This is a genomic window from Aeromonas sp. 600774 (assembly GCF_049175075.1).
Lineage (GTDB): Bacteria > Pseudomonadota > Gammaproteobacteria > Enterobacterales > Aeromonadaceae > Aeromonas > Aeromonas veronii_A.
The window spans coordinates 72,969-86,574 of record NZ_JAAKUJ010000013.1 but is presented as its reverse complement, the minus strand read 5'-3'; the positions used below and the strand labels follow the sequence as shown (position 1 = coordinate 86,574).

The following is a 13,606-nucleotide window of genomic DNA, read 5'->3' as shown; positions in this document are numbered from 1 at the left end:
ACATACTCCCCCCTGTGTATTTTCCCCTGCTCCCTCAATATCCCGGGTGCCGGGTTGTGAGACCCGGCGCCTTCGGGTAGGCTAGCCCCCCTTTTTTATTCAGGAGTCTGGCGCCCATGTTTATCGGATTTGATTACGGCACCTCCAACTGTGCCGTGGCCGTGATGGAACAAGGTAGCCCCAGGCTGCTGAATCTTGGCGCATCCCGCTATCTCCCCTCCACCCTGCATGCCCCCCACCGGGATGCTATCGCCGGTCTGTTGGCCGAAGGGCTGGCCCCCGCCCAGCAGGCGGAGTACCTCAAGCTGCGTGGCCCCGTGGTCACCCGTGCCCAGATGGTTCGCCGCCAGATGCGCGAAGAGGGACTGATCGACGAGCTGAGCTTTGGCGGTGCCGCGCTGGAGCGCTATCTGGAAGAGCCGGACGACGGCTACTACATCAAATCGCCGAAATCCTTCCTCGGCGCTTATGGCCTCAAGGCCCCCCAGATCGCCCTGTTTGAAGATATCGTCTGCGCCATGATGCTCCACGTTCGCCAGCAGGCGGAGCAACAGCTCGGCGCCCCTATCCGCCAGGCGGTGATCGGCCGTCCGGTCAACTTCCAGGGTCTGGCGGGGGAAGAGAGCAACCAGCAAGCTATCGCCATCCTGACCGAGGCGGCCCGTCTGGCCGGTTTCGAGCAAGTGGAGTTCCTCTATGAACCGGTGGCCGCCGGGTTTGAATTCGAGGCGCGCCTCACCGAAGACGCCGTGGTACTGGTGGTGGATATCGGCGGCGGTACCACCGACTGCTCCATGCTACGGATGGGCCCCAGCTACCGCGATCAGCTGGATCGCAGCGGCGATCTGCTCGGCCACAGCGGCCAGCGGATCGGCGGCAACGACTTCGATATCCGCCTGACGGTGGAGGGGATGATGCCGCTGCTCGGCATGCACGAAACCCTCAAGACCGGCAAGCCGCTGCCCCACCCGCTGTTCTGGGATGCGGCAGCCATCAACGACGTCAGCGCCCAGAGCCGTTTCTACAGCCTCGACACCGCCCGCCAGCTGCAGGATCTGCAGCTCGACAGCCAACCCGGCAGCAAGCTGGGGCGTCTGGCCAACCTGCGGGCCCACAAGCTGAGCCACCAGCTGGTGTGGCGTGCCGAGCAGGGCAAGATCGCCCTCTCGGAGCAGGAACTCAATCGCCAGTCGCTGGCCGAGCTGGAAAAAGGGCTGGAAGCGGAGCTGACCCGCGAACAGCTGGCCAACGCCTCGGCCCTGCTGCTGGAGAAGATTGGCGAGCTGATGGACGAAGCGATTGCCGCCGCCGGTGTGCAGCCGGATCGCATCTTCGTCACCGGCGGTAGTGCCCGCTCGCCGCTGATCGCCAGCTTTATCCGCCAGAAGCTGCCGACCATCCCGCTTGAGGGTGGCGATGACTTCGGCTCGGTGGCCGCGGGGCTTGCCCGTTATGCCGAGCGGTTGTTTGCCAACTGAGCCCTGAGATAGCGTAAATCGATGGCAACATAACCAAGGTGTTGCCATTAAGCGACAGTCGTGCGGGACAAGGGGCGACAGAAGCGGTCGGTCGCTCCCTCTCCCGCCCTGCTCCCGACTGCCCAAAAAGGGTATTCTTGACGCTCCCCCAACCGGAGCCCCCCTCATGCCCAGATTGCCCTTTTTGTTGCTGATCCCCCTGTTACTACTCGCTGGCTGCAGCTCGACCGCCTTTGTTCAGCAAGATCTGCAACACCACCACTGGGTTCTGAGCAAACTGGATGGCGAACCGATCGAGGCCCCCCGCGATAATCCCCCCGATTTCGAGATCGGCGAACACTTCACCGTCAACGGCATCGCTGGCTGCAACCGCTATTTCGGTCAGGGCCATCTGGAAGATGACAAGCTGTGGGTCACCAGTCTGGGCAGTACTGAAATGGCCTGTATGCCGCCGCTGGACACCATAGAACAGGCCGTACTGACCACCCTTACCGAGGGGGCGACCTTGAGCGGCACCAGCCAGAGCCTGATCCTGCAAGGCAAAAAGCACCGTTTGGAATACACCTTGCGCGACTGGGTGTTCTAACGCTCACAAAGCCGCATCACAAACAGGAACATGTTGTCCGGCTGTGGCACAATATGAGGCAGAGTTCGCAATGGAGGCTGCCTCAGCCATGTCGATGGATCGCCTGTTTGACAAGATCAAACAACTTCCCACTATTCCCAAGCTGCTGCACGAGTTGATGCAGAGCTTCAACGACGAAAATGCCCGCATCGACGAGATTGCGGCCAAGATCGCCATGGATCAGGTGATCAGCGTCAAGGTGCTGCGGATGGCCAACTCGGCTGCCCTGCGCCGGGGCAACGAAGTGACCTCCATCGAACAGGCGGTGATCCGGCTCGGCTTCAACCGGCTTCGCTCCGTGGTGGTCGCCTCCGGCATCATCGGCACCTTCAAGGCCCCGCCCAGCTTCGACAAGAACAAGTTCTGGACCGAGACCTTCCAGGTCGCCACCATAGCCCGAACCCTGGCCCAAGAGGCCAAGGTGCTCGACCCCGAGACCGCCTTCACCTGCGCGTTGATCCACAACATCGGCGAGCTGCTTATCCAGAGCACATTGCCGGAAGAGGCCGAGCTCATCAACATGGCGATCCAGAACGGTAGCAGCCGGGTCGAGGCCCAGCGCGAGATGCTGGGCTATGACTATGCCCAGCTTGGTGCCGAGCTGGCGCGGCGCTGGAACCTCTCCGAGGCCTTCGTCGATGCCATCTCCCAGCAGCTTGACCCGCTCTCCCACGATCCGGTCAGCAAGGAGGCGGTGCTGATCCGTCTGGCGGTCTTTATCTCCTTCGCCTGGAACGCGGGCGTGCCTGCCCAGGCCATCATCGCCCGCTTCCCGAAACCGCTCGCCGACCAGTTGGGACTGGATCCCAAGTCGCTGGCAGGCCAGCTCGAAACACTGCATGAACAGGGTAATGCCCTTGCCGATCTTCTGACTCAATAAGCATCATGACCCATCCGTTTCTGTTTCATCCCCAGGTGGCGCCCTGGTTCAAAGAGAGCGCCGACGCACTGCAATTGACCCTCTTTAGCGAGCTGGATTCGCCAATCCGCGAGGTGTGGCTGCGCCACGAGCCGGATAACGAGGAGTATCTGATCCCGATGACGGCGATCTCGACTCGCGACCGGCTACAGGTGTGGCAAGGGACACTGCCGCTCAGCAAAGGACAGGATATCCACCTCTACAGCTTCAAGTGCCTCACCGACGAGGAGCAGTGGTGGCTGCACGGGGCGGGTGTCAGCGCGTCCATGCCGCCACGGGAGCAGCATTTTCGCTTCAACAGCCTGCACCAGCCACCGGCCTGGGTGCAGGATCAGGTGTTCTACCAGATCTTTCCCGACCGCTTCTGCAACGGTGATCCGTCCCTCAGCGTCAAGCATCACGAGTACGAGTACCGTGGCAAGGCTGTGATCAGCAAGGCGTGGGGCGAGCCGGTCAGCCGTCACGAAGAGGGCCACGGCGCCTGCGAATTCTATGGTGGGGATCTGGCGGGGATCGATGCCAAGCTGCACTACCTGCAATCCCTCGGGGTGACGGCGCTCTACCTCAACCCAATCTTCGATTCACCGAGCAACCACAAGTACGACACCCAGAACTACTTTAAGGTGGATGCCCATCTCGGCAGCAACGAGCAGTTCGCCGAGCTGACCCGCAACCTGCACCAGCGCGGCATGAAGATCATCCTCGATGCGGTGGTCAACCACACCTCTACCGAACACCCCTGGTTCTGCCCGCCACTGGGAGCCCAGAGCAACCCGGACTCCCCGTGGCGCAGCTTCTACACCTTTGACAAAGAAGGGGATTACGTCAGCTGGAAGGGCATTCGCAGCCTGCCCAAGCTCGACTTCTCCTGCGAGAAGGTACAGGACGCCGTCTATCGGGCCGACGACGCCATCCTCCGTTACTGGATGCGCGCCCCCTACCAGATCGACGGCTGGCGCTTTGACGTCATCCACATGCTGGGGGAGCGCGGCACCGCCGAGGGTAACCGCAGTCACGTGCGCGCCATTCGCGGGGCAGTGAAGCAGGAGAACCCGGATGCCTATGTGCTGGGCGAACACTTCTTCGAGGCGAGCCAGTGGCTACAGGGGGATCAGGAGGACGGCGCCATGAACTACTACGGCTTCGCTCACCCGATCCGCGCCTTCCTTGCGGGGCAGGATATCGCCTACCATCCCATCAAGATCAGCGCCGAAGAGCTGGATCGCTGGCTCAAGCTGGCGCGGGCCCATATCCCGTTCAAGAACCAGCTGGCCCAGTTCAACCTGCTGGACAGCCACGATACCGCCCGCTTCCTCCACCTGCTGGGTGAAGACAAGCAGCGGATGCAGCTGGCCGCCACCCTGCTGCTCACCTATATCGGTGTGCCCTCCATCTACTACGGCGATGAAGTAGGGCTCTCCGGCGGCAACGATCCGGACTGCCGCCGCTGCTTCCCGTGGGATACCACTGATTGGGATCACGTGCTGCACGACCACTATCGTCGGCTGATCCAGATCCGCCGCCAGCGCCCCTCCCTGCGCCGTGGCGATATCCAGACCCTCTACGCCGGGCCCCACAGCTATGTGTTCGCCCGTACCCTGCAAAGCGATCAGGTGGTGGTGGCCTGCAACCGTCACCCGAACGAGCCGCGCACCATCAGCCTGCCCCTGTGGCAGACCGCGAGCCCGGCCAGCCGCTTCACAGACGCCTTCAACGGCGAAAAGTTCGAAGTAGTACAAGGCGAATTGCAGCTCACCATCCCGGCCAACTCGGCCCGGGTGCTGATCTCCAGCTGAGCGGGCAACTTACGCGCTGAAAAACAAAACCGGAGTCCAAGGCTCCGGTTTTTTATTCCGTTCAATCCACCATGGCGTTCGGCTCTTTGCCTGCCGACATCAGTAATTGATGCTGACGTAGGGTACTTCCGGCACCTGCCAGCGCTGCTTGAGGTAGACGGTGAGCACGAAGAAGAAGTTGGCCAGCAGGTTAGCGAAGCGATAGAGAATGGGATCGAAGGCCACCTCGCTCTCTTCCAGCCGCACCAGCAGCCGCACCACCTTCTTGCTGCCACAGCGGCAAAGATGGAGGGTTGGAATGGGCTGCGGCCCCTGTGGCAGCACAAAACCGGTGACGCTACCGCGACTTGCCTCGTTGTAGTGGTCGTAACGGGCCTTGAGCCACTCAAGATCTGCGTCGAAGATCCCCAGCTTGCCGCGTACCGAGCCGTTGAGGTTGTAGATAAGCCGCTGCAACGCCGCGAGATCCGCCATCACGGGCCGGGTATCCGCATCCGGCGCAAGGTGTGACAGCACGGCCCCAACCTGACAACAGAGCTCGTCGGTGGCGATTTCAAAATCACATTTGAGCGAGCTTTCAAAGATAAAGGGGTAGCAGAGCTCGCGCTTGTCTCTTGGCTTCTTGGGGTTCATGGGGCAACCGGATTGGAGAAAAGGCCAGTTTGCCAGCCCCGGGAAGGGCTGGCAAACGGCAGCTCATTACTTGCGTTACGCGCTGTGGCTCAGGCGTTCTTACTGGCGGGCTCGGTGGAGGGCTGGAACTGGCCGATCATCCGCAGCGCCTCCAGCATGCGCTGGTTGAAGTTGGTGAAGCTGCTGATCTGTGCCGGATCGCTCTGACCGCGAGCGGCCAGCACTGCCGGGGTCAGCGCCTGTTGCTGGGACTCCGGCAGCAGGGTATCTGCCTGCTTCTGTACCTGATCCAGCTTGGGCAGATAGTCGGCAAACGGCTTGAGCAGATCCTGCAGGGAGCTGGCCCCCTGATAGGTCTGGCTCAACTTGACGCTCTGCTTGAGTTTGAGGGAATAGGAGGCCAGCTGACTGTCGTCCAGCTTCAGTTCATTCGCCTTATCCAGCAGATCCTCGAAGTTGCCGGAGAAGAAGTTCCCCGCCAGCTCGTCGATCCCCTTGACCAGCTTGCCGATGGACTCCATCTCGTCGCTGTTGAGATCCCCCTCCAGTGAGAAGCTGAAGCTCTGACTCGATTTGAGGCTGAACTGACTGCCGCTCTCATCCTTCTGGGACTTGGTCTGCCAGCTGTCGTTGAAGCGCAGCACCACCTTGTCGCCATCCTTGGTCTGGATTTCCAGATAGCCCTGCTGGCGGCTGGCCATCTCGGCCTGCCCCATGTCGGTCGGGGAGACCTTGCCGAAGAACTCCTTCTCGAACTCCTCGAGCCCCTTCTGGATCAGCTTGTAGCTCTGATCGATACCGGTCTTGATATCCTCGTTGTCGGTCGCCCACTTGCCGAGCTGTTTTTTTGCCTCGCCAAAACCATTTTCGATCCCCTTGCGGGCCTGTTCCATCATCCCGGTCAGGTCGTCATCGGATTTACCATCGGCCCGCGCGGCACCAAGCCGCCCGGTCACGAACTGCAACACGTTGTCCGCCACCGACTGGAAGTCGAACAGGGTCTCCGGAGTGATCTCTTCGGGCTCCTTCATTTTGGGAGCCTGATAGCCCTGGCCGTTAATCTCCAGCGAAAACTGCAGCGCCTGCTGGATCAGCACCTGCGCCCACTTGGGCGGCTTGTGCAAGGAGACCTCTTCCTCGCTCTTGACCTGTTTCGGCTCCGCCTGTTGGGGCGATTTGGGAGAAACACCCACTCCCTTGGGTTGGGCTGCGCCCACGCCTTCGATCTGCATAATGTGTCCTCCCACCATGCCTGTAGATCAGCTATCGGCCTGACTGAACACTTCTTAACCACAAAATGCTGGACAATCTGCGGCTGGCTTTTAAAATCGGGCCCCTTTGGGTGGCCTGTTGCCTTCCCCCGATTTCGACCCGGCCCGGCCGGTGTGCATGTGAGGTATTTATGACCCAATCCCAACAGCCTTCCGCGAACGCTCCGGCGCCTAGAACCGCGGCCGACTATCAGGCCCAACTCGACGAAAAGCGCGCTCGCCTCACCGAGCTGTTTGCCGGCTTCACCCTCCCGGCGCTGGAAGTGCACAGCTCACCGGCGGAGTACTACCGGATGCGCGCCGAATTTCGCATCTGGCACGAAGGGGATGACCTCTTCCACTGCATGTATGCCCCGGCGACTAAAGAGATCATCAAGATAGACCACTTCCCCACCGCCAGCCGCCTCATCAACCAGTTGATGCCGCTGCTGCTGGAGGTGCTGCGCCCACACCCGGTGCTGCGCCGCAAGCTGTTCCAGATTGACTACCTCTCCACCCAGTCCGGCCAGATCATTGTCAGCCTGCTCTATCACCGCAAGCTGGAGGCCGAATGGCAACAAGCCGCCGAAGCGCTGCAGGCCGACCTGCGCGCCAAGGGGTTCGAGCTGCAGCTGATTGGCCGCGCCCACAAGCAGAAGATCTGTCTGGGGGATGACTTCGTCATCGAGCAGCTCAACGTGGCAGGTCGCCAGCTCATCTACAAGCAGGTGGAGAACAGCTTCACCCAGCCCAACGCTGCCATCAACGAGCAGATGCTGGCCTGGGCGCTGGATGTGACCAAGGGGAGCGAAGGGGATCTGCTGGAGCTCTATTGCGGTAACGGCAACTTCTCCATCGCGCTGGCGCAGAACTTCCGCAAGGTGCTGGCCACCGAGATCGCCAAGCCAAGCGTCGACTCCGCCCAGTTCAACATCGCCGCCAACGGCGTCGACAACCTGATTATCCTGCGCATGTCGGCCGAGGAGTTCACCATGGCGATGCGTGGCGAGCGGGAGTTCAACCGCCTCAAGGGGGTCGATCTCAAGAGCTACCAGTGCAACACCATCTTCGTCGACCCGCCCCGCGCCGGTCTCGACGATGCGACCGTCAAGCTGGTACAGGAGTACGACAACATCCTCTACATCTCCTGCAACCCCGAAACCCTGCAGGCCAACATGACCGTGCTGGGCGAAACCCACGAGATCGCCCGTTTCGCCCTGTTCGACCAGTTCCCCTGGACCCATCACATGGAAGCCGGGGTCTATCTGCGTCGCAAGGCCGATTGATTAAGGCAGACAGGAAAACAACAACAGGGCCGGATGGCCCTGTTTTGTTATTGGCTCAACATCGGCCTTACTCCAGTCGGAAGTGGCCCACGATCTCCCGCAGCCGGTCGTAGGTTTGCTGCATCGCGGCGGAACTGGCAACCGTCGCTTCGCCATTGTGGGTCAGCTGGCGGATCACTTCGGCAATGGCACTCATGTTGCGATTGATCTCTTCAGCCACCGCACTCTGCTGCTCCGCTGCCGTGGCGATATGGCTGATGAGATCGTTGATCTCCACCACTTCCCCCGCCATCAGATCCAGCGACTCGTTGACTTTAGTGGTGTTCTCGGCAGCCCCCTGACAGCTCTGCTTGGTGTTGCCCATGGCCTCCACCACAGTCCGGGTGCCCCGCTGCAGGCTGGCCAGCATGGTCTGGATCTCTGCAGTGCTCTTCTGGGTACGGGCCGCAAGCGAGCGTACCTCATCCGCCACCACCGCAAAGCCACGACCCTGTTCCCCGGCGCGAGCCGCCTCGATGGCGGCGTTGAGCGCCAGCAGGTTGGTCTGTTCGGCAATGCTGCCGATCACCCCCAATACAGAGCCAATCTGCTGCACATCCTGCTGCATCGCCTCGATGGAACGGGCGGTCTCCTCCACCTCGTCCACCAGCGCCATCACGCTGGCCATCGCCTGATCCACTACCTGGCGGGACTGGCTCGCCAGCTGCTGGCTCTGGCCGGTAAGCTGGGCGGTGCTGGCCGCACTCTCGGAGACGGAGACCGCGGTGCGGCTCATCTCGTTGATGGCGGTCACCACCTGCTCGGTCTCGCGCACGTGGTCCGCCAATAGGGACTGGGCGGCGCCGGTCTGGCTGGCCAGCCCCTCGATGCCGCTGTTGAGCTGGCCGCTCGCCTGTTGCACCTCCCCCATCATCTCCTGCAAGCGTTCGATAAAACGGTTGATCCCGGCCGAGATCTGGCCCAGGTCATCCTTGCTGGTCACCGCCAACCGGCGGGTGAGATCGCCGCTGCCGCGAGAGAGCTCCAGCACAAGATCCCGTAACGAAACAATGGGTCGATAAGCCACGTTGAGCGCCAGCATTGCCAGCACCATCACCACTATCGCCACACCAAACAGCGCCATGATGATCTGGCCGTTGAGTGACCGGGTCATGGCACGGATATAGTCAAGATCGATGTAGCCGGTCAGGGTCCAGCTGTTACCGCGAATATCCAGCTGGTTGGGGCGCGCTTCGCTCTCCCCCTGCGGTTTGCTGCTGTAGAGCTCATTGCCCTGGCCGTCGGCCAGCGAGAAGTAGCGCCCCTCGCCGCTCATCTTCTCCAGCAGGCTCTTGAACTCGCTCATGTCGAGGTAGTAGAGATAGGCGGAATCGGCGCCGCGCGGCACCAGAATGGTGATAACCGGCTTGCCATCCACCTGTTGCAGCGGGCTGACGGTAATCTGGTTGTTGGCTGCAGGGATCAGCTTGCGCAGGGCATCGACCCTGGCGCTGTCGTTGATGACGCCGCTCACGTCGAATGCCATGTCGCCGATCACTTTGACGATGTTGTGAAAGCCGGTCTCTTGCAGGGTCTTCTTGACGTTGGTCACCCCGAAGTTGAGGTTGGCGGCCAGCAGGATTTTCTGATTGATGTCGCTGGCCAGCTTCTCTTTGACCAGAGTGATCTGTTCGTTGATGTTGTGGGTGGCTTGAGTGCGAATGTAGCCACTGATGAAGTGGTTGACGCTGAGCCCGGCGGTGCCGATGGTGACCAGAATGGCCAGTAGCAGCAAGAGGTAAATCTTGACCTTGAATGGCATGGGTTCCCTCCAGAAGAGAGGGCTGGCAACGCCAACCCTCTCTGCCAATCGTTATTTCTTCTTGGCGTACTTCATGGAATCCAATGCCACCGCCAGAATGATGATGCCGCCCTTGATGATGAACTGCCAGTAAGGGCTGACCCCGATATAGGTCAAACCATAGTTGATCAGAGTGAAAATGAGTACGCCGGTGATCACACCCGCAACCGTTCCCACCCCGCCAGCAAACGACACGCCGCCCACCACGCACGCTGCGATAGCATCCAGCTCGTACATGAAGCCCAGGTTGTTGGTGGCACTGCCGATCCGGCCCGCTTCCAGCATGCCGCCGAAGGCGTAGAAGACCCCAGCCAGCGCATAGATCATCACCAAATTGACGGCTACGTTGACACCGGAGACCTTGGCCGCCTCGGGGTTGCCACCGATGGCGAAGATGTTTTTGCCAAAGCGGGTCTTGTTCCACAGCACCCAGACAAAGACGCTGGCGATGGCCGCGTAGAAGGTGAGATAGGAGAGCTTGAATCCTCCTATCCGGATAAACCCCTGGGCGAAGCTGGAGAAGCGGGGATCAAACCCGGCCACCGGCGAGGCCCCTACCGAGTCAAAGTAGAGGGAGTTGATACCGTAGACGATGATCATGGTGCCCAGGGTGGTAATGAACGGGGTAACGTTCAGGTAGGCCACGATGAGACCGTTGACCAGACCAATCAGGGCACCCACCACACACACCAGCAGGATCACCGCAGGAATGGGCACCTCCCCCAGCGTCGGGAACACCTTGTTGACGTTGGTCAGCGCCTGCAACATGGTGGCTGCTATGAGTGCCGCCAGACCGACCTGACGACCTGCCGAGAGATCCGTCCCCTGGGTGATGATGATGCCCGCCACCCCCAGCGCGATGATGACCCGCACCGAGGACTGGGTCAGGATGTTGCTGAAGTTGGTGAGGCTCAGGAAGGAGGGCTCCTGGATCACGATGACCATGAGCAGCACCAGCAGCACCAGATAGATGGCGTTTTCCTTGAGCGCCTGCATCAGATTGAAATTTTTAGCCGACTCCATAAATGTCTTCCTGTCTCTAGAGGTACAGAGATGCCAGGCGCAGTATCTCGCTCTGGTCAGTTTCTTTGGTATTGACGATCCCGGCGACCCGGCCGTTGCTCATCACCATGATGCGGTCGGTGATCCCCAGCAATTCCGGCATCTCTGACGAGATGATGATGATCCCCTTGTCCTTCTTCGCCAGCTCCAGGATGAGCTGGTAGATCTCGAACTTGGCCCCGACGTCGATGCCGCGGGTGGGCTCGTCGAGCATCAGGATCTCCGGCTGGGTCAGCAGCCAGCGACCGATGATCACCTTCTGCTGGTTGCCCCCGGAGAGGGAACCGATCTGGGTCTGCTGGGTCGGCGTCTTGACCCGCATGGAGTCGATCACCCACTGGGTATCGCTCTTCATCTTGTTGTCGCTGAGCAGCCCCATGGAGCCCTTGTAGCTGTCCATGTTGGCGATCAGGGAGTTGAAGGCGATATCGAGTCGGGAGTAGATACCGGTGGAGCGGCGCTCTTCCGTCACCAGCGCAAAGCCGTTGCGGATCGCTTCGTGGGCGTTGTGGTTGGCCACCTCTTTGCCGTGCAGCTTGATGCTGCCCTGGCTGCGATCGCGAATACCGAACAGGGTCTCGACGATATCGGTGCGCTTGGCCCCGACCAGTCCGGCGATGCCGAGGATCTCCCCCTTGTGCAGGTTGAAAGTGATGTCCTGAATGGAGGGCTGGTTCTTCGCCGTCAGGTGTTCGATCTCGAGGATCACCTCTTTCGGCTGGTTGGTCTTTTCCGGGAAACGCTGGGTCAGTTCACGGCCGACCATCATGCCGATGATCTGATCCATGGTCATGCCCTTGAGCGGCTGGGTTGCCACCCACTGGCCATCCCGCAATATGGTGATCTCGTCACAGAGCTGGAAGATCTCCTCCATCTTGTGAGAGATGTAGACGATGCCGCACCCCTTATCCTTCAACTTGTTGATAATCTTGAAGAGGTGGTTCACCTCTTTCTCGGTCAGGGAGGAGGTGGGTTCGTCCATGATGACGATCTTGGCATCGTAGGAGAACGCCTTGGCGATCTCGATCATCTGCATCTGGGAGACCGACAGGGTCGCGACCTTCACCTTGGGATCGATGTCGATATCCAGCTCATCAAAGATGCGCTTGGTGTCGTCATACATCTTGCCGTGGTCGATAAACCACCCCTTGGTGGGGTAGCGGCCGAGCCACATGTTGTCCATCACGGTACGCTGCAACACCAGGTTGAGCTCCTGATGCACCATGGAGACGCCATTTTCCAGCGCCTCTTTGGAGGAGGTGAAGTTGATCTCCTGCCCCTTGAAGAAGATCTTGCCCTGATCCTTCTCGTAAATGCCGAACAGGCACTTGAGCAGTGTCGATTTTCCCGCTCCGTTCTCGCCCATCAACGCATGCACAGAATGAGGACGGACCCGTAAATTGACATTATCGAGTGCCTTGACGCCGGGAAAGCTCTTACTGACGTCAATCATCTCCAACAGCCATTCTGATTGTTGCTGTGTTGTCATATCAGCCATCACATCTGGTTGAAAAAAGGGCAAGGGGATCTCCCTTGCCCTGGAGGAGGGAATTACTCGAATTGGGACAGGTTGTCTTTATCCACACCGACGTAGGCAACACGTACTACCTTGTCGACGATATTCCACTTGGTGCCTTCACCGGCCGGTTTGCCTTCAGCCAGATTCTTGGTCAGCTCGAAGGTGGCTTTGGCCTGGTTGGCCGCATCGTTCAGCACGGTACCCGCCATGGCACCGCTCTTGACCATGGCCAGCGCTTCCGGCAGCGCATCGACGCCAAACACCGGAATGGCAGTCTTGCCCTGGGCTTTCAGTGATTCGACTGCGCCCATTGCCATGCCGTCGTTGTTGGCGATGACCACTTCGATCTTGTTGGCGTTGGGGCCGGAGATCCAGGCGTCCATCTTGTCTTTCGCCATGGCGGTATCCCACATACCGGTATCCATGTGCAGTTGTTCAGTCTTGACGCCGCCATCGTTCAGGGTCTTGACCACGTAGGAGGTGCGCGCTTCGGCATCCGGGTGGCCCGGCTCCCCTTTCAGCAGCACGAACTGGATCACGCCATCCTTGTTCAGATCCCACTCCGGATGGGCTTTCCAGTGTTTGGCAATCAGCTGGCCCTGGATGATCCCTGACTCCTTGGAGTCGGTACCCACGTAGTAGGCCTTGTCGTAGCTGGCCAGATCGGTAGCGCTCGGCTCCTTGTTGTAGAAGACAACTGGGATATCTTCGCCACGGGCTTTCTCAATCACCACCGGCGCCGCCGCCGGGTCAACCAGGTTGATGGCCAGCGCCTTCACCCCTTTGGCCAGCAGCACGTCGATCTGGTCGTTCTGCTTGGACTGGTCGTTCTGGGAGTCGTTCATCAGCAGTTCCACCCCCGGAGTGGCTGCCGCCTCCTTCTCGATGGCCTTGCGCACGACCGCCATGAAGTTGTCGTCGTACTTGTAGACGGTTACCCCGATACGGGTGTCAGCCTGGGCATTGGCTCCAGCCATCATGCCCATCAGCAGGGCGGCAACTGTGGTCAGTTTTTTCATTATGTGTGCTCCGATGTGTCTATCTGTGTTGTAGGGTGGCGAGCAATTGAGCAAGCGCCAATCAATGTAATCAGTTTGTTGTCATTTCTTCTGTGATCATGACGACAAAATGAAAACGTTTACACTCTGTTACATTGAAACTTTATATTTATTTTTCAAATACATATAAATAAAAATCA

The 13,606-nt window shown here is 59.9% G+C and carries 11 protein-coding genes; 5 read left to right on the top strand and 6 right to left on the bottom strand.

Features of this window, described 5'->3' with window-relative positions:
• Window positions 1-116 precede the first annotated feature (116 nt).
• The 4 genes from yegD to malZ all read left to right on the top strand — a co-directional run bounded on the left by yegD (window position 117) and on the right by malZ (window position 4,818).
• Entirely contained in the window at window positions 117-1,478 is a 1,362-nt protein-coding gene (gene yegD, locus G5171_RS15115) for a molecular chaperone (protein WP_288729754.1), read from the top strand.
• 166 nt (window positions 1,479-1,644) lie between these two features.
• A complete protein-coding gene (locus G5171_RS15110) occupies window positions 1,645-2,064 on the top strand; it encodes an META domain-containing protein (protein WP_005342599.1) in 420 nt (139 codons plus the stop codon).
• Between the two features lie 70 nt (window positions 2,065-2,134).
• On the top strand, window positions 2,135-2,983 hold the full coding sequence (locus tag G5171_RS15105) for an HDOD domain-containing protein (RefSeq protein WP_005342597.1): 849 nt from the start codon (window positions 2,135-2,137) through the stop codon (window positions 2,981-2,983).
• 5 nt (window positions 2,984-2,988) lie between these two features.
• On the top strand, window positions 2,989-4,818 hold the full coding sequence (malZ, locus tag G5171_RS15100) for a maltodextrin glucosidase (RefSeq protein WP_421260389.1): 1,830 nt from the start codon (window positions 2,989-2,991) through the stop codon (window positions 4,816-4,818).
• Window positions 4,819-4,917: 99 nt separating this feature from the next.
• On the opposite strand, the gene G5171_RS15095 is transcribed toward malZ, so the two are convergent.
• Both G5171_RS15095 and G5171_RS15090 read right to left on the bottom strand, forming a co-directional pair.
• Window positions 4,918-5,451, bottom strand: a complete 534-nt coding sequence (locus tag G5171_RS15095; RefSeq protein WP_421244467.1) for an ATP--cob(I)alamin adenosyltransferase — start codon at window positions 5,449-5,451, stop codon at window positions 4,918-4,920.
• Window positions 5,452-5,540: 89 nt separating this feature from the next.
• On the bottom strand, window positions 5,541-6,683 hold the full coding sequence (locus G5171_RS15090; RefSeq protein WP_421244466.1) for a DUF5610 domain-containing protein: 1,143 nt from the start codon (window positions 6,681-6,683) through the stop codon (window positions 5,541-5,543).
• Between the two features lie 170 nt (window positions 6,684-6,853).
• Between G5171_RS15090 and trmA the strand changes: the two genes are divergently transcribed.
• On the top strand, window positions 6,854-7,987 hold the full coding sequence (gene trmA, locus G5171_RS15085) for a tRNA (uridine(54)-C5)-methyltransferase TrmA (RefSeq protein WP_421260388.1): 1,134 nt from the start codon (window positions 6,854-6,856) through the stop codon (window positions 7,985-7,987).
• A 67-nt stretch (window positions 7,988-8,054) separates the two neighbouring features.
• Here the strand turns inward: trmA and G5171_RS15080 are convergent, their stop codons facing one another.
• The 4 genes from G5171_RS15080 to mglB are packed head-to-tail and all read right to left on the bottom strand — an operon-like array spanning window position 8,055 to window position 13,427.
• Entirely contained in the window at window positions 8,055-9,788 is a 1,734-nt protein-coding gene (locus tag G5171_RS15080) for a methyl-accepting chemotaxis protein (RefSeq protein ID WP_421260387.1), read from the bottom strand.
• A 51-nt stretch (window positions 9,789-9,839) separates the two neighbouring features.
• Window positions 9,840-10,850, bottom strand: coding sequence for a galactose/methyl galactoside ABC transporter permease MglC (gene mglC, locus G5171_RS15075; protein WP_005342585.1), 1,011 nt, complete (start codon window positions 10,848-10,850; stop codon window positions 9,840-9,842).
• A 16-nt stretch (window positions 10,851-10,866) separates the two neighbouring features.
• Window positions 10,867-12,387: a galactose/methyl galactoside ABC transporter ATP-binding protein MglA gene (gene mglA, locus G5171_RS15070; protein WP_042081798.1), complete on the bottom strand. Its 1,521-nt coding sequence runs from the start codon at window positions 12,385-12,387 to the stop codon at window positions 10,867-10,869.
• A 53-nt stretch (window positions 12,388-12,440) separates the two neighbouring features.
• Entirely contained in the window at window positions 12,441-13,427 is a 987-nt protein-coding gene (gene mglB / locus G5171_RS15065; RefSeq protein WP_005340747.1) for a galactose/glucose ABC transporter substrate-binding protein MglB, read from the bottom strand.
• Between the last annotated feature and the right edge of the window lie 179 nt (window positions 13,428-13,606).

Coding starts and splice junctions, on each gene's coding strand:
- yegD (WP_288729754.1), top strand. CDS start 117: ATGTTTATCGGATTTGATTACGGCACCTCCAACTGTGCCGTGGCCGTG.
- G5171_RS15110 (WP_005342599.1), top strand. CDS start 1,645: ATGCCCAGATTGCCCTTTTTGTTGCTGATCCCCCTGTTACTACTCGCT.
- G5171_RS15105 (WP_005342597.1), top strand. CDS start 2,135: ATGGAGGCTGCCTCAGCCATGTCGATGGATCGCCTGTTTGACAAGATC.
- malZ (WP_421260389.1), top strand. CDS start 2,989: ATGACCCATCCGTTTCTGTTTCATCCCCAGGTGGCGCCCTGGTTCAAA.
- G5171_RS15095 (WP_421244467.1), bottom strand. CDS start 5,451: ATGAACCCCAAGAAGCCAAGAGACAAGCGCGAGCTCTGCTACCCCTTT.
- G5171_RS15090 (WP_421244466.1), bottom strand. CDS start 6,683: ATGCAGATCGAAGGCGTGGGCGCAGCCCAACCCAAGGGAGTGGGTGTT.
- trmA (WP_421260388.1), top strand. CDS start 6,854: ATGACCCAATCCCAACAGCCTTCCGCGAACGCTCCGGCGCCTAGAACC.
- G5171_RS15080 (WP_421260387.1), bottom strand. CDS start 9,788: ATGCCATTCAAGGTCAAGATTTACCTCTTGCTGCTACTGGCCATTCTG.
- mglC (WP_005342585.1), bottom strand. CDS start 10,850: ATGGAGTCGGCTAAAAATTTCAATCTGATGCAGGCGCTCAAGGAAAAC.
- mglA (WP_042081798.1), bottom strand. CDS start 12,387: ATGGCTGATATGACAACACAGCAACAATCAGAATGGCTGTTGGAGATG.
- mglB (WP_005340747.1), bottom strand. CDS start 13,427: ATGAAAAAACTGACCACAGTTGCCGCCCTGCTGATGGGCATGATGGCT.